The 19,483-nt window shown below is 74.2% G+C and carries 14 protein-coding genes and 2 pseudogenes; 5 read left to right on the top strand and 11 right to left on the bottom strand.

The features are described 5' to 3' along the window. The first annotated feature begins 152 nt into the window (after positions 1 to 152). Positions 153 to 803, top strand: a complete 651-nt coding sequence (locus Athai_RS02260; protein WP_203959921.1) for a TetR/AcrR family transcriptional regulator — start codon at positions 153 to 155, stop codon at positions 801 to 803. 30 nt (positions 804 to 833) lie between these two features. Here the strand turns inward: Athai_RS02260 and Athai_RS02255 are convergent, their stop codons facing one another. Beyond that, a complete protein-coding gene (locus tag Athai_RS02255; RefSeq protein ID WP_203959920.1) occupies positions 834 to 1,286 on the bottom strand; it encodes a DUF4383 domain-containing protein in 453 nt (150 codons plus the stop codon). 165 nt (positions 1,287 to 1,451) lie between these two features. On the opposite strand from Athai_RS02255, the gene mgrA reads away from it, so the two are divergent. Then, a complete protein-coding gene (gene mgrA / locus Athai_RS02250; RefSeq protein WP_203959919.1) occupies positions 1,452 to 2,483 on the top strand; it encodes an L-glyceraldehyde 3-phosphate reductase in 1,032 nt (343 codons plus the stop codon). Positions 2,484 to 2,523: 40 nt separating this feature from the next. Here mgrA and Athai_RS02245 read toward each other — a convergent pair whose 3' ends face one another. The 8 genes and pseudogenes from Athai_RS02245 to metG all read right to left on the bottom strand — a co-directional run bounded on the left by Athai_RS02245 (position 2,524) and on the right by metG (position 13,489). Then, positions 2,524 to 4,416 (bottom strand): ABC-F family ATP-binding cassette domain-containing protein, encoded by a 1,893-nt coding sequence (locus Athai_RS02245; RefSeq protein WP_203959918.1) that lies wholly within the window; start codon positions 4,414 to 4,416, stop codon positions 2,524 to 2,526. A gap of 82 nt (positions 4,417 to 4,498) precedes the next feature. Further along, positions 4,499 to 5,490, bottom strand: a pseudogene (locus tag Athai_RS02240) (4-(cytidine 5'-diphospho)-2-C-methyl-D-erythritol kinase). 334 nt (positions 5,491 to 5,824) lie between these two features. Beyond that, positions 5,825 to 6,709 carry a 16S rRNA (adenine(1518)-N(6)/adenine(1519)-N(6))-dimethyltransferase RsmA gene (rsmA, locus tag Athai_RS02235; RefSeq protein WP_239157344.1) on the bottom strand — a complete coding sequence of 295 codons (885 nt, stop codon included), beginning with the start codon at positions 6,707 to 6,709 and terminating at the stop codon, positions 5,825 to 5,827. Positions 6,710 to 6,777: 68 nt separating this feature from the next. Next, positions 6,778 to 7,887: a resuscitation-promoting factor gene (locus tag Athai_RS02230; protein ID WP_203959916.1), complete on the bottom strand. Its 1,110-nt coding sequence runs from the start codon at positions 7,885 to 7,887 to the stop codon at positions 6,778 to 6,780. Positions 7,888 to 7,958: 71 nt separating this feature from the next. Next, on the bottom strand, positions 7,959 to 8,810 hold the full coding sequence (locus Athai_RS02225; protein ID WP_203959915.1) for a TatD family hydrolase: 852 nt from the start codon (positions 8,808 to 8,810) through the stop codon (positions 7,959 to 7,961). Between the two features lie 12 nt (positions 8,811 to 8,822). Next, positions 8,823 to 9,854 (bottom strand): hemolysin family protein, encoded by a 1,032-nt coding sequence (locus Athai_RS02220; RefSeq protein ID WP_239156664.1) that lies wholly within the window; start codon positions 9,852 to 9,854, stop codon positions 8,823 to 8,825. A gap of 277 nt (positions 9,855 to 10,131) precedes the next feature. Further along, positions 10,132 to 11,460, bottom strand: a pseudogene (locus tag Athai_RS02215) (hemolysin family protein); the annotation flags it as partial. Positions 11,461 to 11,710: 250 nt separating this feature from the next. Then, positions 11,711 to 13,489: a methionine--tRNA ligase gene (gene metG / locus Athai_RS02210; protein WP_203959913.1), complete on the bottom strand. Its 1,779-nt coding sequence runs from the start codon at positions 13,487 to 13,489 to the stop codon at positions 11,711 to 11,713. A gap of 774 nt (positions 13,490 to 14,263) precedes the next feature. On the opposite strand from metG, the gene Athai_RS02205 reads away from it, so the two are divergent. Next, positions 14,264 to 14,989: a hypothetical protein gene (locus Athai_RS02205; protein WP_203959912.1), complete on the top strand. Its 726-nt coding sequence runs from the start codon at positions 14,264 to 14,266 to the stop codon at positions 14,987 to 14,989. A 9-nt stretch (positions 14,990 to 14,998) separates the two neighbouring features. On the opposite strand, the gene Athai_RS02200 is transcribed toward Athai_RS02205, so the two are convergent. After that, positions 14,999 to 15,865: an aldo/keto reductase gene (locus tag Athai_RS02200; protein ID WP_203959911.1), complete on the bottom strand. Its 867-nt coding sequence runs from the start codon at positions 15,863 to 15,865 to the stop codon at positions 14,999 to 15,001. Positions 15,866 to 16,017: 152 nt separating this feature from the next. On the opposite strand from Athai_RS02200, the gene Athai_RS02195 reads away from it, so the two are divergent. Next, the gene (locus tag Athai_RS02195; RefSeq protein ID WP_203959910.1) at positions 16,018 to 16,842 is read left to right on the top strand and encodes an NAD(P)-binding domain-containing protein; all 825 of its coding nucleotides are present in this window, start codon (positions 16,018 to 16,020) and stop codon (positions 16,840 to 16,842) included. 131 nt (positions 16,843 to 16,973) lie between these two features. On the opposite strand, the gene rsmI is transcribed toward Athai_RS02195, so the two are convergent. Continuing rightward, a complete protein-coding gene (gene rsmI, locus Athai_RS02190; protein ID WP_239156663.1) occupies positions 16,974 to 17,825 on the bottom strand; it encodes a 16S rRNA (cytidine(1402)-2'-O)-methyltransferase in 852 nt (283 codons plus the stop codon). Positions 17,826 to 17,934: 109 nt separating this feature from the next. Between rsmI and Athai_RS02185 the strand changes: the two genes are divergently transcribed. After that, entirely contained in the window at positions 17,935 to 19,482 is a 1,548-nt protein-coding gene (locus Athai_RS02185) for a dolichyl-phosphate-mannose--protein mannosyltransferase (protein ID WP_239156662.1), read from the top strand. Position 19,483: the final 1 nt, after the last annotated feature.

The following is a 19,483-nucleotide window of genomic DNA, read 5'->3' as shown; positions in this document are numbered from 1 at the left end:
TTCCGCGATGCGCGCCGACCGGTCCGCGGTGTCCCCCGTGCCCGTTGTCATGCCAGCCGCGTCCCTTCGTCGTTTCTGACTTGTTCTGTCGTGACGCTACGGCAGGGGTGCGACAACGGCGAGTGAGCTGCGAACTCTGCGAGGATGGGCGGATGGCTGAGGTGGGTGGCGAACGTCGCCGGGTCCGGATGACGGCCGCGCAACGCCGCGAGCAGGTGCTCGGGGTGGGGCGGCAGCTGTTCGCCGAGCGCGGGTACGACGGCGCCAGCATGGAGGAGGTCGCGGTCCGGGCCGGCGTGTCCAAGCCGGTGGTGTACGAGCACTTCGGCGACAAGGAGAAGCTGTACCACGCGGTCGTGGACCGGGAGGTCCGGGCGCTGCTGGAGCAGATCACCGCGGCGCTGACCGCGGGGCATCCGCGGCGACTGCTGGAACAGGCGACGCTGGCGCTGCTGCGCTACATCGAGGAGGACACCGACGGGTTCCGGGTGCTGATGCGGGACTCGCCGATGATGTCCGGCGGCGGCAGCTTCGCCGGCCTGCTGAACGAGGTGGCGCACCGGGTGCAGCACCATGTCGCGGCCGGGTTCGCGGCGCGCGGGTACGACCGGGGGCTGGCCGAGCTGTACGCGCAGGCGCTGACCGGGCTGGTGGCGTTCACCGGCCGGTGGTGGCTGGACGTCCGGCAGCCGCCGCGCGAGGTGGTGGCGACGCACCTGGTGAACCTGGTGTGGAACGGCCTGGCGCACCTGGACCACGACCCGCATCCGAGTGTCACGCCGGCGCCGGACGGGGTGTCCTGACCGCCGGTGGGCGGGCGCGCCGGTGCGGGTTCAGGCGGCGGCGTGCTGGCCGGTGCGAGCCGGCACGGTGCGGCGGACCCGGCCGTACAGCGAGGAGAGCCCGACGATGCCGCCGAGCAGGTAGGACACGATGCAGTTGGTGACGGAGAAGGCGAAGTAGTTCAGGTCGGTGCGCAGGAACGCCAGACTGAACAGCCCGGCCAGGACGAAGATGCAGCCGAAGATCAGGTTGACCACCACGTCGACGTTTCGGCCGATCACCGACGCCAGGAAGATCACCGCACCCACCGCGATGGAGATGGCGGAGAAGCCGGGGTTGGTGGTCAGCCCCAGGACCCGGATCCCCTCGGTGGCGAACGCGGCCATCCCGCTGGTCTGGACGACCCCGACGATGCCGAAGATCAGGATGTAGAGGCCGGCCAGCGTGGAGAGCACCCGCCAGAAGCTGCGCATGTGGTGGTTGACGGGCAGGTGGCTGGCCATGTCGGTCCCCTCCGATGCTGGTCACCGGTGTGCCGGGTCGCCCCGCCGGGCCAGGTGGCCCCCCGCAACCCGTTCCAGCACGGATTGTTCACCATAGGGTTTCCGGGGGTGGCGATACCCCGCCAACTCGGGGTGTCTCGGGCGGCGGGTGGCAGGATGCCGGGCATGGACTACCTCGCCGCGGACGACCGGTACGACTCGATGCAGTACCGCCGGAGTGGGCGCAGCGGGTTGCGGCTGCCGGCGGTCTCGCTGGGGTTGTGGCACAACTTCGGCGGGGACCGGCCGCTGGAGTCGCAGCGCGCGATCCTGCGGCGGGCGTTCGACCTGGGCGTGACGCACTTCGACCTGGCGAACAACTACGGCCCGCCGTACGGGTCGGCCGAGCGCAACTTCGGGCTGCTGTTCGACTCGGACTTCCGCCGCTACCGGGACGAGTTGATCATCTCGACGAAGGCGGGCTACGACATGTGGCCCGGCCCCTACGGCGAGTGGGGGTCGCGAAAGTACCTGCTGGCGAGCCTGGATCAGTCGCTGGCCCGGATGGGGCTGGACCACGTCGACGTCTTCTACTCGCACCGCTTCGACCCGGACACTCCGCTGGAGGAGACGATGGGCGCGCTGCACTCGGCGGTGCAGCAGGGCAAGGCGCTGTACGTGGGGATCTCGTCGTACTCGCCGGCGGACACGGCGCGGGCCGCCGAGATCCTGCGCGAGCTGGGCACCCCGCTTCTGATCCACCAGCCGTCGTACTCGATGCTGAACCGCTGGATCGAGCCGGATCTGCTGGACACGCTGGAGGACGCGGGCGCCGGTTGCATCGCGTTCTCCCCGCTGGCGCAGGGCATGCTGACCGACAAGTACCTGCACGGGGTACCGGCGGAATCCCGCGCGGCGCAGGGCAAGTCGCTGTCGCCGGAGCTGCTGACCGAGGAGACCCTGGGGCGCATCCGGGCGTTGCACGAGATCGCCGGACGGCGCGGCCAGTCGCTGGCGCAGCTGGCGCTGGCGTGGGCGTTGCGCGATGCGCGGGTGACCAGCGTGCTGATCGGGGCGAGCAGCGTGCGCCAGCTGGAGGACAACGTGGCGGCGCTGGGCAACCTGTCGTTCACCGCCGAGGAGCTGGCCGAGATCGACCGGTACGCCGTCGACTCCGGTCTCAACCTGTGGGCCCGCTCCTCCAAGACCCCGAACTGACCGTCGCGGCCGGCGTGGTGCCGCGTTGGCGTGGCGCGAGCTAGCCGAGCGTGGTGGCGAGGGTGAGCCACTCCTCCTCGGCGGCGGTGCGTTCGGCGCGGATGGCGGCGAGTTCGGCATCCAGCTCGGTGACCTTGGCGTAGTCGGTGGCGTGCTCGGCCAGCTGGGCGTGCAGCGTCGACTCCTTGGTCTCCAGCCGGGCGACCAGACGCTCCAGGCGGGCCAGTTCCTTCTTGCCGGCGCGTACCTCGGCGGCGCTGGGGCCGGTACGTTCCGGCTTCGGGCCGGCCGGCGCGGTGGTGATCGGCGTGGTGCCGTCGCCGCCGGGTTCGGGCAGCAGCGTCAGGTACTGGTCGATGCCGCCCGGCAGGTGCGTCACCGCGCCGTCGCCGAGCAGCGCGAAGACCGTGTCGCAGACCCGCTCCACCAGGTACCGGTCGTGGCTGGCCACGATCAGGGTGCCGGGCCAGGAATCGAGCAGGTCCTCCAGCTCGGCCAGGGTGTCGGTGTCGAGGTCGTTGGTCGGCTCGTCGAGCAGCAGCACGTTGGGTTCGCCGGCGAGCAGCCGCAGCAGCTGCAGCCGGCGCCGTTCACCACCGGACAGGTCGGCGACCACCGACCACAGCCGGGACTCGCCGAAGCCGAACAGCTCGGCGAGCTGGGCGGCGGTCAGTTCCCGGTCGCCGAACCGGACCCGGCGGGCCACCTGCTCGATGGCCTCCAGCACCCGGGCGCCGGTGGGCAGCTCGGACAGCTGCTGGGACAGGTAGCCGGCGCGCACCGTCTGGCCGATCCGGACCGTACCGGTGTCGGGGGTCAGCTGGTCGGTGAGCAGCCGCAGCAGGGTGGTCTTGCCGGCGCCGTTCGCGCCGACCAGGGCGATCCGGTCGCCGGGGCCGACCCGGAAGGTGGCGTCGTGCAGGATCGTCTTCCCGCCGCTGCCGGCGCCGTCAGCCGGCCCCGGGCCGGCGTCGTCGTCAGCCGGCTTCGCGCCGGCGGCGGCCGGGGCCGGGTGCGCGACGGTGACGTTCTCCAGGTCGTACACCTGCTTGCCGAGCCGGGCGGTGGCGAGTCGGTGCAGCGAGACGCTGTCCCGCGGCTGCGGTACGTCGGCGATCAACGCGTTCGCCGCGTCGATGCGGAACTTCGGCTTGCTGGTCCGGGCCGGGGCACCGCGCTGCAGCCAGGCGAGTTCCTTGCGGAGCAGGTTCTGCCGGCGCTGCTCGGTGACCGCCTCCCGGCGGACGCGTTCGGCGCGGGCCAGCGTCCACGCCGCGTACCCACCCTCGTACGAGCGGACCGTGCCGTCGGCGACCTCCCAGGTGGTGGTGCACACGGCGTCGAGGAACCAGCGGTCGTGCGTGACGACGGCGAGCGCGCCGCGGTGCTCGCGGGTGAGCCAGGCGGCGAGCCAGGAGACTCCCGCGATGTCCAGGTGGTTGGTGGGCTCGTCGAGGATCAGCAGGTCGGCCGGGCGGATCAGCAGGGCGGCGAGGGCGACCCGCCGCTTCTCCCCGCCGGACAGCGGGCCGGTGGCGGTGTCCAGGCCGAGGCCGGGCATGCCGAGGCCGCGCAGCACGGCCCGGACGGCGGCGTCGCCGGCCCACAGGTGTTCGGCCGGGCCCGTCTCGGTGTCGGCGCCGAGCGCCGGCAGCCAGGCGTCGCCGACCACCACGTCCCGGACGGTCGCGGTCGGCGGCAGGTCCACCTGCTGCGGCAGCGAGCCGACGGCGAGGCCGCGGCGGCGGGTGAGCCGGCCGGAGTCGGGTTCCTCGGCGCCGGTGATCAGCCGCAGCAGCGTCGACTTGCCGGCGCCGTTGAGCCCGACGACCCCGACCCGGTCGCTGTCGTCGAGCCCGAGCGAGACGTCGTCGAACAGCACCCCGGAGGCGTACTGCTTGGCGACCCGGTCCAGGTTGACGATGTTGGCCACGCGGGCGGTCCTTCCTCGGTACGGCAGCTCGGTCAGTGGACGCCGCGGCGGGCGGCGGTCCGGTAGCGGGGGCGGGCGACGGTCAGGACAGCAGGGTGGCGCCGGGCACCGGCCCGTGCGCGACGTGCGCGGCCCGGCACGCCCCGCGGTCGGTGACCTCGGCGGCGATCCGGCCCGCGTCGCCGGCGTCGGCCGCGAGGTACAGGCAGGTCGGGCCGGAGCCGGACACCAGGGCGGCGAGCGCGCCCGCCGCGAGCCCGGCATCGAGCGTACGTCGCAGCGCCGGGCGCAGCGCGATCGAGGCCGGCTGCAGGTCGTTGCCCAGCGCCGCGGCGAGTTCACCCGGATCGTCCGAGCACAGCGCCGCGAGCAGCCGATCCGGTACCGCCCGGCCGGGAGCCGGTGACGCGGCATCGCGCGACGTCGGCGGGGCGGGGGCACCGAGCGCGGGCGGCGGCGCGGCGCCGGTGGCGCGCAGCACGTCGAGCTGCCGGTACACCTCCGGGGTGGACAGGCCACCGGCGGCGGCGGCGACCACCCAGTGCCACCGGCCGGCGGTGCGGACCGGTTCGACCAGCTCACCGCGGCCGGTCCCGTGCGCGGTACCGCCGAACAGCAGAAACGGCACGTCGCTGCCGAGTTCCGCGGCGAGCACCGCGAGTTCGGTACGGGCGAGGTCGCCGCCCCAGAGCGCGTCGCAGCCGACCAGCACGGCGGCGGCGTCCGCGCTGCCGCCCGCCAACCCACCCGCCAGCGGGATGCGTTTGTGCAGGTGGATGGCGACGTTCGGGGGACGCCGAGGTGGTCGGCGAGCAGCTGCGCGGCGCGTACCGCGAGGTTTCCCCGGCCGGTGGGCAGGGTGTCGGCGCCGACGCCGTCGAGGGTCAGCCGCAGCCGGTCCGCGGGTGTGACGGTGATCTCGTCGTACAGCGAGATCGCCTGGTAGACGGTGTCCAGGGGGTGGAAGCCGTCGGGGCGTGGCGCACCGACGGACAGCCGCAGGTTGATCTTGGCGGGTACCCGCACCCGCACCGCGCCCGGCCGGTCCGCCGGGAGCTGCCCGGACTGCGTCATGCTTGCCCCTTCCGCGACGGCCGTGCACCGGCTACCAGCATCCCGGGCGCGCGTCCCGGCCGCGCACGCACCCCGAGCCGCACGCGTCCCGGCACACGCGCGCCCCGAGCAGCGCGCGTCCCGCCGCGCACGCACCCCGAGCAGCGCGCGTCCCGGCCGCGCACGCACCCCGAGCAGCGCGCGTCCCGCCGCGCACGCACCCCGAGCCGCATGAGTCACGGCAGCGCACGCCGAGCGACGCGCGTCACGGCCACGGACGGACGGACGCGGCCGGCACGAGCCACGCCGCACCCGGACGACGCCGGCCGGCCCGACGGGACGGCCGCGGGCCGGCTCAGCCCGCGGCGGCGGCGATCCGGGTGAACTCGGTGATGGTGAGCGACTCGCCGCGGGCGGACGGGTCCACGCCCGCGCCGCGCAGCAGCTGTTCGGCCCGGGCCGGGCTGCCGGCCCACCGGGCCAGCGCCGCCCGCAGCGTCTTGCGGCGCTGCGCGAACGCCGCGTCCACCACCGCGAACACCGCCTCCCGGGAAACCGCCGGACCGTGAACCGCCGGACCGGACGGCGCCGGACCGGACGCCGCCGGTACCGCGGGAGGATCGTGCCGGGTGAACGCGACCAGTCCGGAGTCGACGTTGGGCACCGGCCAGAACACCGAGCGGCTGACGGACCCGGCGGCCCGGGCGGTCGCGTACCAGGCGAGCTTCGCCGACGGGACCCCGTAGGTGCGGGAGCCCGGGCCGGCGGTCAACCGGTCCGCGACCTCCTGCTGCACCATGACCAGCCCGTGTGCGAGCGCCGGCAGCACGGCCAGCAGGTGCAGCAGTACCGGCACCGCCACGTTGTACGGCAGGTTCGCCACCAGCGCCGTCGGCGGCTCGGCGAAGGCGTCTGCGCCGACCCGCAGCGCGTCCGCGGCGACCACCCGGAGCCGGTCGGCGGATCCGGGCGCGTGCGCGGCGACCGTGTCCGGTAGCCGGGTGGCGAGCCGCGGGTCGATCTCCACCGCGTACAGCCGGCGGGCGGCCGGCAGCAGCGCCAGGGTGAGCGAGCCGAGCCCCGGGCCGACCTCGACGACCACGTCGTCGGGTGTCAGGTTGGCGGCGGCGGCGATGCGGCGCACCGTGTTCGGGTCGATGACGAAGTTCTGGCCGAGCGTCTTCGTCGGCGTGACACCGAGTTCGGCGGCCAGCGACCGGATCTGCGCCGGCCCGAGCAGGCCGGACGGCGCCGGACCGGTGTCGCCGCCGGACGGACCGGGCCCCCCGTCGGCCGGCGGGCGTGCGGTCACAGCTTGGCCCCACAGACCGGCCACTGCCCCTTGCCGGACGCCTGGTACAGCTTGATCGCGCGGTAGGTCTGCTCGCGTGGGGTGGCGTCCGACGGCCGGCCGATGCCGCCCATCCGCTCCCAGGTGCTCTGGCTGAACTGGTACAGCCCCATGTACTGACCGTTCGCCGACACCGAGTGCGGGTTGCCGCCGGACTCGCACTGCGCCAGCCCGGACCAGTTCAGCCCGGTCGGGTCCGGCGGGTACGGCGTGGTGCCCTTGGCGATCACCTTCGGCGACGCCTTGCTCACCCAGCTGCTGGACAGCACCTTGCGCTGGTACTTCTTGCCGTCCCGGTAGACGTACTCCACCTTCTCGGTGCGCTTGCCGTCGTGCCCCTCGTCCACCACGGCCTGCTGGTCGAGCATCCAGTCGTTGCGCTTCTCGGTCTTGGTCGGCGCGGACACGGTGACCGTCTCGGTCTTGACCTTGCGGCTGACGGTGAACAGGTCGACGTTGCGGACCCCGGCGAGGGTGTGCGACAGCGCCGGGGCGGTCTCGTCGTGCCGGCCGAGCTGCACCTCGTGCTCGGCGAGCAACTCGCGCACCGTCGCCGCGTACGTGGTGTACGCGGTCTTGCGGCCGTGCGAGACGAGCGTCACATGCTTGCGGGTGCGGATGGTGACCGTGGCGCCGTCCCGGTCGATCACCCCGTCGACGCCGGACACCCGGACCGCGCTGCGCCGGTACCCGAGGTCGGCGAGCAGCGCCGGCACGGTGCGGGCGGTGACCCAGCGCCGGCTCTGCCGGCCGTCCACGGTGAGGCGCACCTGCCGGCCCCGGCCGACCACCACGTCGCCGCGCACCAGCGAGTCGCGCCCCGGCCGTACCGTGTCGTGCGGTCCGAGAGTCACTCCGGCCTGCTGCAACACCCCGGCGACGGTGAACGCATGGCTGCGCACCAGCCGGCGCGCGCCGTCATCCACGATCGTCACCGAGTGGGTGCGGAGCAGGAAGAAGCCACCCGTACCCAGCACCGCCAGCACCGCGACGAGCTGGACCACGAGCGCCCCGTACGACTTCCAGCCGACCTGCTGCGCCCGGCGGGCGCGGTATGCCTGCTTCACGAACACGACACTGTACGAACTCCGCGCCGCGCGCGCTGCCCCGGGTGCCGCCGGCGTGGCTCATCCGCCACTCACCAGCCACCGAACGCGGCGTCCGCGTTGGCCGACAACGCCCGGCACAGGTCCTCGACCGGCAGCTGCTTCACCTCGGCCAGCGCCCGCACCGTCAGCGGCACCAGGTAGGGAGCGTTCGGTCGCCCGCGGTAGGGCATCGGGGTCAGGTACGGCGCGTCGGTCTCGACCAGGATCAGCTCGGTCGGCATCGCCGCCGCCGCCGCGCGCAGCTGCCCGGCGTTGCGGAAGGTCACGTTGCCGGCGAAGCTCGCGTACCAGCCGTGCTCGGCGCAGCGCCGCGCCATCTCGGCGTCGCCGGAGAAGCAGTGGAAGATCACCGTGTCCGGCGCGCCCTCGGCGAGGATCGCGAAGATGTCCTCGTGCGAGCTGGGCGCGTCGCCGCCCGGTTCGGCCGCCCGGTCGTGGATCATCAGCGCCTTGCCGTGCCGCTTCGCGATCTCGATGTGCGCCCGGAACGACTCCTGCTGCACCGGCCGGCCCTCCGGGCCGGTCCGGAAGTAGTCCAGCCCGGTCTCGCCGACCGCGCGCACCCGCGGCCGGGCGGCCAGCTCGTCGATCGCGGCCAGCGCGGCCGGCAGGTCGGCCAGCTCGGCCGCGTCGTTCGGATGGATGGCGACCGCCGCGAGCACCCCCGGGTGCGCGGCGGCGAGGGCCGCCGCGTCCGTCGACGACGGCACGTCGCAGCCGACCTCGACGATCCGGTCGACCCCCACGGCGGCGGCCGCCGCCAGCGCCGCGGACGCCTCCGCGCCCTGCAGGTAGAGGTGGGTGTGCGCGTCGGCGACCGGGACCGGCAGCGGCGCAGGTGTCGGCGGCGGGTCGCCCCGCCGCCCGTGGCTGTCAGTCATGATGCCCAAGCATCACACACCCCGGGCGGCGCTCACCGGGCGGTCGGTCTCGTCGGCGAACTCGCCGATCACCTGCTCCACCAGGTCTTCCAGGGTCACCAGGCCGACCAGCGCGGCGCCGTCGGTGACCACCGCGAGCTGCCGGCGGTCCCGCTGCATCGTGGTCAGCGCGGTGTGCGGGTCGGCGCCGGCCGGCAGCCGCAGTACCGGCGTGGCGAGCCGCGCCGCGCTGGCCGACGGTGCCCGGGCCGCATCCCGTACGTGCACCACACCGAGTACCTGGCCGTCGTCGGTGACCGGGAACCGGGACCGGCCGGTACGCCGGTGCGCGGCGACCACGCCGTCCCCGTCGGTGTCGGCCGGCACCGTGTCCATCGCCGCGGCCGGCACCAGCACCGCGGCCAGCGTGCCGGTGCGCAGCGCGAGCAGCCCGTCCAGCAGCCGGTGCTGGTCGGCCGGGATCAGCCCGGCGTCGGTGGAGTCGGCCAGCAGCGCCCGCAGCTCGGCCGGCCCCCGGGCGGTCTCCCGGTGCGTCACCGGCGTCACGCCGACCAGCCGCAGCACGCCGTTCGCCGCCGCGTTCAGCGCCGTCAGTACCGGCCGCAGCAGCCGGACGAAGCCGAGGAACGGCAGCGCGAGCGCCCGCGCCGCGGTCTCCGGCCGGCTGATCGCCCACGACTTCGGCGCCATCTCACCGACCACGATGTGCAGCACGGTGACCACCGCCAGCGCCACCACGAACGCGACGCCCCAGGACACGGCGGCCGGCAGGCCGACCGCGTGCAGCGCCGGTTCCAGCGCGTGCGCGATGGTCGGCTCCGCGAGCGCGCCGAGCCCCAGCGAGCACAGCGTGATGCCCAGCTGGGCGCCGGCCAGCATCAGCGTCAGCTGCCGGGTACCGGCCAGCGCGGCCCGCGCCGCCCGGCTACCCTGCTCGGCCTGCTGGGTCAGCCGGTGCGCCCGGCTCGCGGTCAGCGCGAACTCGGCTGCCACGAAGAACGCGTTGCCGGCGAGCAGCAGCAACGACAGCAGCAGGGCGGTCACCGGGGCGCCCCCGTTCCGGCCGGTGCCGTCATGCCGACACCTGCTCGGGCAGTACCGAGCCGTCCGACGTCGCGCTCGCGGTCCGCGAACCGCTCGGCGTGGCGCCCTCGGGTGCCGCGTCGGCCGCCGCCGGGCCGGCCGAGGCGCCGGCCCCCGCGGCCGAGTTCGCCACTGTGCCGGCCCCCACCGGGCGGCCGGCCGTCGAGCTGGCCGATGCGCCGATCGCCGCCGAGTCGCCCAGCACCGCGCCGGCTGCCGCCGCACCGTTCGCCGGCTGGTCGTTCGTGGCCGGGTCGGCGGCTTCCGCGAGGCGGGTCACGTTCAGCTCGGCGGGCACCCGGCGAGCGAGGCGGGTGACGGTGAGTTCCACCCGGCCGCCGTCGACGGTGTCGACGCGGACCCGGTCGGCGACCCGGGGCAGCCGGCCGAGAGCGGCGAGCAGGCAGCCGCCGAGCGTGTCGTACCGGCCGTCGGCGGGCAGTTCGATGCCGGTCGCGGCGGCCAACTCGTCCGGCCGCAGCCGGGCCGGCACCAGCCAGCCGGTCGCGGTACGGCGGGGTTGCGGCAGCTCGGTGTCGTCCTCGTCCCGGATGTCTCCGACCAGCTCCTCCACCACGTCTTCCAGGGTCACGATGCCGGCGAACCCGCCGTACTCGTCGATCACGCAGGCGAGCTGGCGGCGCTGCGCCCGCAGCGCCTCCAGCACCCGCGGCAGCGGCAAGCTGGCCGGCACCAGCAGCGGCGCCGCGGCGAGCGCACCCACCGGTACGCCCGCCCGGCGGTGCGCCGGGACCGCCAGCACCTCGGCCAGGCCGACCACGCCGACCAGGTCGTCCACCCCGTCCCGTAGCACCGGGAACCGGGCGTTGCCGGTGTCCAGCGCGTCCAGTACGGCGGTTGCCGGCGCGTCGGCGGGCAGCGTGTGCACGTCGACCCGGGCGACCATCACCTGCCCGGCGGTACGGTCGCCGAACGCCAGCGCGCGCCCGAGCGCGGCGGCCAGGTCCGGGGCGAGCCGGCCCTGCGCGGCGGAGTCGGTGACGATGCCACCGAGATCGTCGGCGGTGACACCGATCGGCAGTTCCTCGGCGGGCTCGATCCCGAGCCGGCGCAGCAGCCGGTTCGCGGCCCCGTCGAGCAGCCGGACCAGCGGCGACACCACCCGCAGGTACGCCCGGGTGCTGCCGGAGAGGGCAACGGCGAGCCGGTCCGGGCGGGCGATGCCGAGGTTCTTCGGGGCCAGTTCGCCGAGCACCATCTGCACCGCGGTGGCGAGGACCAGGGCCAGCAGGCCGGCGGCCGGGCCGGCCAGGGCGGCCGGCAGGCCGAGCGCGGCCAGCCCGTCGCGCAGGCCGCCGCCGAGGAACGGCTCCGCCAGGTAGCCGGCGAGCAGCGCGGTGACGGTGATGCCCAGCTGGGCACCGGACAGCACGAACGACAGCCGCCCGGTCAGCTCGACGGCGCGGGCGGCGGCCGGGTTGCCCTCGGCGGCGAGCCGGGACAGCCGGCCGCGGTCGGCGCCGAGGTAGGCGAACTCCTGCGCGACGAAGTAGCCGGTACCCGCGGTGACCAGCACCAGCAGCAGGACGCCGAGCGCGGTCAGCATGAGCGGGCGGGGGTCCGTCGCGGTCGGGAGCGCGCGACGAACGCCGGGAAGTCGGAAAGCCGGGCCGGACCCGGCTGACTACTGCAGGGCTGCATGCACCCACAGTAACAAGATCAACTAAGTGCACCCTGATATCGGAATCGGCCACCCGATCGGGTCGATCATGGTGTCATCCGCCGCGGTAACCGTTTACCGTGCAGACAACACCATGATCAACCCCGGAGTGGGTCAGCCACCGAGCCGGAGTGGGTCAGCCACCGAGGCGGGACAGCTCCTCGTCCACGATGGACGGATCGAGCTTGGTGAACACCGGCTTCGGCTTCGCCAGCTCCCGGCCGGCCGGCAGCGGCGTCGGCGCCCACGCCGGCACGTCGGCGTAGTCGCCGGTGAGCACCGGGTAGCCGGGGCCGCCGTCCAGATCGTCCACCTCGCGGATCTCCGGCTGCGGTGCCACCACGCCGGCGCCGCCGAGCAGCTCGTGTACCCGCTGGGCGGAGTGCGGCAGGAACGGCGACAGCAGCGTGTTGCAGTCGCTGACCACCTGCAGCGCGGTGTGCAGCACGGTGCCCTGCCGCTCCCGGTCCTCGCCGAGCTTCCACGGCGCCGACTCGGAGATGTACTTGTTCGCCTCGGCGACGACCCGCATCGCCTCGGTGATCGCCGCCTTCTGCCGGTGGGTACCGATCAGCTGACCGATCGGTTCGAACGCCGCCGCCGACTTCGCCAGCAGCGCCCGGTCGGTCTCGGTCAGCTCGCCCGGCGCCGGTACCGCGCCGAAGTTCTTCGCGGCCATCGAGATCGACCGGTTGACCAGGTTGCCCCAGCCGGCGACCAGCTCGTCGTTGGTCCGGCGAAGGAACTCCGACCAGGTGAAGTCGGTGTCGTGGGTCTCCGGCCCGGCGACCGCGATGAAGTAGCGCAGCGCGTCCGGCTGGTAGCGGGCGAGGAAGTCACGCACGTAGATGACGACCTGCCGGGACGAGGAGAACTTGCGCCCCTCCATGGTGAGGAACTCGCTGGAGACCACCTCGGTCGGCAGGTTCAGCTCGCCGTAGCGGCCCGGCGTACCGCCCTTCGCGCCCTTCCCGTCGTAGGCCAGCAGCTCCGCCGGCCAGATCTGGGAGTGGAAGGTGATGTTGTCCTTGCCCATGAAGTAGTACTGCAGCGCCGCCGGGTCGCTCCACCAGCGCTGCCACGCGTCCGGGTCGTCGCTGCGCCGGGCCCACTCGATCGCCGCCGACAGGTAACCGATCACCGCGTCGAACCAGACGTACAGCCGCTTGTTCGGGTTGTCCTCCCAGCCCTCCATCGGCACCGGGATACCCCAGTCGATGTCCCGGGTCATCGCCCGCGGCCGCAGATCGTCCAGCAGGTTGAGGGAGAACTTCAGCACGTTCGGCCGCCAGCCCTGCCGGCTGCGCAGCCAGTCGCCGAGCGCGTCGGCCAGCGCCGGCAGGTCGAGGAAGAAGTGCTCGGTCTCGATGAACTTCGGCTTCTCCCCGTTGATCCGGGACCGCGGGTTGATCAGGTCGGTCGGGTCGAGCTGGTTGCCGCAGTTGTCGCACTGGTCGCCGCGGGCCCCGTCGTACCCGCAGATCGGGCAGGTGCCCTCGATGTACCGGTCCGGCAGGGTGCGGCCGGTCGACGGCGAGATCGCCCCCGAGGTCTTCTGCTCGATCAGGTAGCCGTTCTTGTACACGGTGCGGAACAGCTCCTGCGCCACCGCCGCATGGTTGCGGGTGGTGGTGCGGGTGAACAGGTCGTAGGACAACCCGAGCGCGTGCAGGTCCTCGACGATGACCCGGTTGTACCGGTCGGCGATCTCGCGCGGCGGCACGCCCTCCTGCTCGGCCTGCACCAGGATCGGGGTGCCGTGCTCGTCGGTGCCGGAGACCATCAGCACGTCGTGGCCGGCCATCCGCATGTACCGGCTGAAGACATCGGAGGGGACCCCGAAACCGGACACATGGCCGATGTGTCGCGGGCCGTTCGCGTACGGCCAGGCGACTGCCGTCAAGACGTTGCTCATACCGGAAAGCCTATCGGGGCCGGCGAGCCCTTTTCCCGCCGCGTACGCCGCGTGGCGCGTCGGCTGCCGCAGGATCCGGCGGGTCGCGTACGCCCGCCCCGGCACGCCGCCCGCGCGGGATTTGTCCCGACCCGGCCGGTGTGGCAGCTCGCTCCCGCCGGCCCCGCGGTGTCGAATGGGCAGGTGACCGCTCAGGACGCCGACCGCCAGCCCGCGCCGCCCGCCGCGCCGGAGCCGCCCCAGCGAGGCGCGGCCGAACCGCCGGCGGCCGGTTCCCCGTCGCACCCCGAGCCCGAGCCGCCGGCAGACAGCCGGACAGAGCCGGCCGGGGCCGAGCCAGCGGCGCACACCCCGGCAGAGCCGTCCGCACGCACCGCGCCGGATCCGTCGACCCGGACCAGTTCGGAACCGTCCACACGAGTCGCGCCGGACCCGTCGACCCGGACCGGGCCGGTGCCGTCCACCCGAACCGGTTCGGAGCCGGTGGGGCCCGCGGCCGGGCCGGCGTACCCGGCGGTACCGATGCCCTCCGCCAGGGACACGACCGGAGCCAGGGACACGTCCGGAGACAGGGACACACTCGGCGCCGGGGACACAGTCGGAGGCGGGGACACCACCGAAGCCACGAACACGACCGGAGCCGGGGGCCCGGTCGGAGGCGGGGACACAGTCGGAGGCGGGGACACACTCGGTGCCGGGGACACCGCCGGAGGCGAGGACCCGGACGGAGCCGAGGAACTGCTCGACCCGTCGACCGGCTGGCCGGACCCGGCGATGCTGAGCCGGCCGGCGTCGACCGTCGCGGCGCGGCGGGACCGCCCCACCTCTTCGGCCGCGGCCCCGGCCCCCGGGCGGCCCGGTGCGGTCGCCACCGCGTACGCCGACGACGGTGGGGAAACCGACGGCGGCGGCGTCGCGGTGGACGACGCGCCGGCGAGCAACTTCCCGCTGTGGCCGACGGCCAGCGGCACCCGGTCGGCCGGCCCGGTTCGGCCGGCCGCGCCGCCGATCCCGCGGCGGCCCCGCCGGCCGGCCGTCGGAATCCCGCTGCTGGTGGTGTTCGCGCTGCTGGCGGCGCTGTTCGCCTGGCTGGGTGCGGCGCCGGCGTGGCTCGCCGCCGGGCACGGCGACGCCGGCACGGTACGAATCTCCTGGTGCACCGGGGCCGGCTGGTCCCGGCACTGCGTCGGCGACTTCGTCGCCACCGGCCACCGGTACTCGGTGCGGCACGTCACCGTGTACGGCGCACCGGTGCGGGCGCACACCACCCACGCCGCTCGGATGGTGTCACGCGCCAGCGGCAAGGCGTACCTCGGCGACCGGGCCGGGCTGACCCTGCGCTGGGCGGTACCGCTGGCGCTGGTGCTGCTGTGTGGCCTGCTGATCGCGCTGACGACCGGTGCCTGGCGACTGCCCGGCCGGGGACGCGCCGCGGCCGTGGCGATCAGCCTGCTCGCCCCGCTGGCGGTCGCCGCCGGCATCCTCGCCGCCGCCTGGTGACCGGCGCGGTCAGATCACCTGGCGCAGGAACGGCGAGGAGTAGTCGGGCACCCGGGCCAGCACCGATTCGGCCTCGGCGCGGGACTGCAGGGAGCGCTCCGCCGCGACGAAGTAGCGCAGCAGCCGCACGTCGGACGGCGTCGGGATGCCGGTGATCTCGAGGTGCGACAGCACCCAGGACACCGACGCGGTGATGTACTCCTGCTCGTCGAGCGGCTCGTACCAGGTGGTGTAGCGGTGGTCCGCGCCGTCCGGCCAGTTCCGCCGGGCGCCGCTCTTGATCGTCATCAGCCCGACGCCGCGGCGCTGCGTCTCGGCGGCGAGCGCCCGGAAGTCGCGGTAGTAGTCGGGGCGGGCGCCGAGCGTGTAGTTGAGCGGCGTCAGCACCGTCGCGAAGTCGTACCGGCGCAGCGCCTCCAGGTGGGTGGCCGGCGCCTGGTGCCCGTGCCCGGTGATCCCGACCGCGCCGACCAGGCCCTCCTCCCGGGCCCGCACCGCACCGGCCAGCGCACCGTCCGGCGCGCAGACCCGGTCCAGCTCGGCGAGGTCGCCGACCGCGTGCAGCTGGAGCAGGTCGACGCGGTCGGTCCGGAGCCGCTCCAGCGACTCGTTGATCTGCCGGTACGCGCCCTCCGCGGTGCGCTCGCCGGTCTTGGTGGCGAGGAAGATGCGGTCCCGGATGTCCGGCATCGCCGGGCCGAGCCGCAGCTCGGCGTCGCCGTACGAGGCGGCCACGTCGAAGTGGTTGATACCGGCGTCGAGGGCCTCGACGATCGACGCGTCGGCGGTGTCCTGGTCGACGTCGGACAGCGCCGCCGCGCCGTAGATGAGCACCGTACTGCGCTGGTCGAGGCCGCCCAGTGTGCGTGTCTGCATGCCACCGAGCCTGCCACCTGGACCGCGCTCCAGGTCAAGGACGAGCCGATGAGTTGACTTCAACCGCGGTCGAGGGTGCAGCCTGACGCCATGGTCACCATCGTCACCGACCGCGAGGTCGGACAGCTGCCCCGAGGTCCGCGATCGCCGCGATGCGGGCGGCGGTCCTCGCCGCGCACCGCGGCGAGCTGGTCGCCCCACCGCGCGCCGCGCTCGACCTGGCCGGCGGCCGGCTGATGGTCACCGCCGGCGGCACCGACCGCTGGTACGGCCACCGCGCGTACCTGGTCGGCGCACCCGCCGACCAGGTCGTCGTGCTGGTCGAGGACGGGCGGCTGCGCGCGGTGGCCGTCGGTGACCTGCTCGGCCAGTACCGGGTTGGCGCCCTCGGCGCGGTCGCGGCGGACGCGCTGGCCCGGCCGGACGCGCACCGGCTCGGCATCATCGGCACCGGCGCGCAGGCGTACGCGCAGGCCTGGGCGATCCGCGCGGTCCGGGACCTGACCGCGGTCACCGTGTACGGGCGGGACCCGGACCGGCGCGCCGGCTTCGCCCGCCGGCTGCGCGACGAACTCGGGCTGCCGGCGGTTGCCGCCACCGAGCCGGCCGCCGCGGTGCGGGACCACGACATCGTGGTCCTCGCCACCAACAGCACGACGCCGGTGCTCGACCCGGGCTGGCTGTCCCCCGGTACCGCGGTCACCACGCTCGGCCCGAAGCAGGCCGGCCGCAGCGAGTTCGACCTGCGCCTGGCCGAGGCGGCCGCGCTGATCACCACCGACTCGGTGCGCCAGCTGGACGGCTACGACCCGCCGTTCGTGCTGGCCGGTACCGCGGCGCGGGCCGGCATGGTCGGCCTCGGCGCGGTGCTGACCGGGGAGCGGGCGCTGCCGGCCGATCCGGCGGCGATCCGGCTGTACTGCTCGGTCGGGTTGGCCGGCACCGAGCCCGCGCTGCTGCGCGCGGTCCTCGCCTAGGCGTGTCTTCATCGCCAGCCACCCGGCCGCGCCGGGCGGAGCCATGAAGACGGGCCCTGGCCGCGCTGGCCCGGGGGCCGGCACAACCGGAGCCGCGATCGTCGACCCGTTCGGATCCGTACCGGCCGGCGTCACCGGGTGCCGAGGGCCGCGGCGTACACCTCGCGGCGAGGCAGGCCCAGCTCAGCGGCGACCGCGTCGACCGCGTCGCGCCGGGACGCCCCGGCCGCCTGCCGCTCGGCGACCAGCGCGGCGAGGTCGGCGGCGTCCCGGGACACCGGTTCGGCCGCCGGCGCGCCCGCCACCACCAGGGTGATCTCGCCGCGCGGCGGATCCTCCGCCACCCCGGCCGACAGGTCACCGAGCCCGCCGCGCCGCACCTGCTCGTACGTCTTGGTCAGCTCGCGGCACAGCGCACCCGGGCGGTCCGCACCGAACGCGGTGGCCAGGTCGGACAGGGTGGCCGCGACGCGGTGCGGCGACTCGAAGAAGACCAGGGTGCGGCGTTCGGCGGCGAGTTCGGCGAACCGGGAACGGCGCTCGGCCGGTTTGCGCGGCGGGAACCCCTCGAAGCAGAACCGGTCGCTGGGCAGCCCGGACACCGCGAGCGCCGTGGTCACCGCGCTGGGTCCCGGCACCGCGGTCACCGGCACGTCCGCCTCGATCGCCGCCCGCACCAACCGGTACCCGGGGTCGGAGACGCTCGGCATCCCCGCGTCGGTGATCAGCGTGACGTGCGCACCGGCGGTCAGCTCGGCCAGCAGTTCCGGGGTGCGGCGCGTCTCGTTGCCCTCGAAGTACGACACGACGCGCGGCAGCGTGACCCCGAGTTCCCCGGCGAGCCGGCGCACCCGCCGGGTGTCCTCGGCGGCCACCAGGTCGGCGTCGGTCAGCGCGGTGCGGAGCCGTTCGCTGGCGTCCGCGACGTTGCCCAGCGGCGCCCCGGCCAGCACCAGCAACCCCGCACCCTGCCCTGTGTCCACCGTCTCACCTCTCGCTTTCGCACCGCCCGACGGGCCGAGCACCCGGCTGCCGGCGATCGAGCGCCCGGGCGTCGCGACGCGGGTGGTCGGCTCAGCCTACGATCGTCGGGTGCCCGCGACCGAATTGACAGTCGAGTCCGGTCCCGACCAGGCGGCGACGGCCGACGGACCTGGCGGGGTCGGCGCCGATGTGCGGCGCCGGCTGCACCCGCCGATGCCGTCCGATCGGCTGGTGTCCTGGCTGGTCACAGCCGGGATAGCGGCGATAGCGGCGACCCTGCGGCTGATCGGTCTCGGCTTCCCGAAGACGAAGATCTTCGACGAGATCTACTACGCGACCGACGCGCACCACCTGGTGCAGCACGGGGTGGAGTGGGACGACAAGACCAATTCCGGTTCGTTCATCGCGCACCCGCCGCTGGGCAAGTGGATCATCGGCCTGGGCGAGCAGATCTTCGGGTACAACGCGATCGGCTGGCGGATCACCTCGGTGGTCGCCGGGGTGATCGCGGTGGTGCTGGTGATCCGGCTCGGTCGGCGGATGTTCCGCTCGACGCTGCTCGGCGCGGTGGCCGGGCTGCTGATGACGCTGGACGGGATGGCGTTCGTGTCCAGCCGGGTCGCCCTGCTGGACATCTTCCTGATGCTGTTCGTGCTGGCCGGGTTCGTCTGCGCGGTGCTGGACCGGGAGCAGAGCCGGCGCCGCTGGCTCGCGTTCCTGGACGCCGGTGGTGACGCCGAGCACGGTCGGCCGCGGCACGGCATCCCGTGGTGGCGGTTGTCCGGCGCGGCGCTGCTCGGTTGCGGGATGGCGGTCAAGTGGAGCGCCCTGTGGTACATCCTGCTGTTCGTGGCGCTGATCTACGTGTGGGAGGCGCACACCCGGCGCACCGCCGGCGCACGCCATCCGTGGCGGGACGCGCTGCTGGACGAGTTCGGCTGGCTGCTCGCCTCGCTGGCCATCTTCACCGTGGTGTACGTGGCGAGCTGGGCCGGCTGGTTCGCCAACGACCACAGCTGGGACCGGCACTGGCTGCGCGACCACGGCCACGCCGAGCCGCCGCTGATCGGCCCGCTGTACAACCTGTTCCAGTACCACCGGGACATCCTGGCGTTCCACACCGGGCTGAGCACCAAGCACGACTACCAGTCGTGGCCGATGCAGTGGCTCACGCTGGGCCGGCCGGTGGCGTACTACTACAGCCCCGACGGGCTGTGCACGGCGTCGCAGTGCTCGGCGGAGATCCTGCTGCTGGGCACCCCGGTGCTGTGGTGGGCGTTCATCCCGACACTGGTGGCGGTGGCCTGGTGGTCGATCGCGAAGCGCGACTGGCGCGGCTGGTTCCTGCTGCTGACCTCGGCCGCCGGGATCCTGCCCTGGGTCTACTACGAGCTGAGCGACCACCGCACCATGTTCTACTTCTACGCGCTGCCGTCCGAGCCGTTCCTGGTGCTCGCGGTGACGATGGCGCTGGGGATGATCATCGGCGGGCCGCGGGCCCGACCGGAGCGCCGGCTCGGCGGCACGCTCGTCGCCGGCGGCTTCGTCGCGCTGGTGGCGCTGTGCTTCCTGTACTTCTACCCGATCTACGTCGGGGAGACCATCACCTACTCGCAGTGGTACGCGAGGATGTGGCTGGGAAACAAATGGATCTGAC

Origin of the sequence: Actinocatenispora thailandica (assembly GCF_016865425.1) — a bacterium.
GTDB classification, from domain to species: domain Bacteria; phylum Actinomycetota; class Actinomycetes; order Mycobacteriales; family Micromonosporaceae; genus Actinocatenispora; species Actinocatenispora thailandica.
Note: the sequence above shows the minus strand (reverse complement) of the source record. Positions and strands in the feature narration are given on the sequence as shown.

What these genes read in the sequence shown, in the direction of transcription:
- Athai_RS02260 (WP_203959921.1), top strand. Translation starts at nt 153, where the DNA reads ATGGCTGAGGTGGGTGGCGAACGTCGCCGGGTCCGGATGACGGCCGCG.
- Athai_RS02255 (WP_203959920.1), bottom strand. Translation starts at nt 1,286, where the DNA reads ATGGCCAGCCACCTGCCCGTCAACCACCACATGCGCAGCTTCTGGCGG.
- mgrA (WP_203959919.1), top strand. Translation starts at nt 1,452, where the DNA reads ATGGACTACCTCGCCGCGGACGACCGGTACGACTCGATGCAGTACCGC.
- Athai_RS02225 (WP_203959915.1), bottom strand. Translation starts at nt 8,810, where the DNA reads ATGACTGACAGCCACGGGCGGCGGGGCGACCCGCCGCCGACACCTGCG.
- metG (WP_203959913.1), bottom strand. Translation starts at nt 13,489, where the DNA reads ATGAGCAACGTCTTGACGGCAGTCGCCTGGCCGTACGCGAACGGCCCG.
- Athai_RS02205 (WP_203959912.1), top strand. Translation starts at nt 14,264, where the DNA reads ATGCTGAGCCGGCCGGCGTCGACCGTCGCGGCGCGGCGGGACCGCCCC.
- Athai_RS02200 (WP_203959911.1), bottom strand. Translation starts at nt 15,865, where the DNA reads ATGCAGACACGCACACTGGGCGGCCTCGACCAGCGCAGTACGGTGCTC.
- Athai_RS02195 (WP_203959910.1), top strand. Translation starts at nt 16,018, where the DNA reads ATGCGGGCGGCGGTCCTCGCCGCGCACCGCGGCGAGCTGGTCGCCCCA.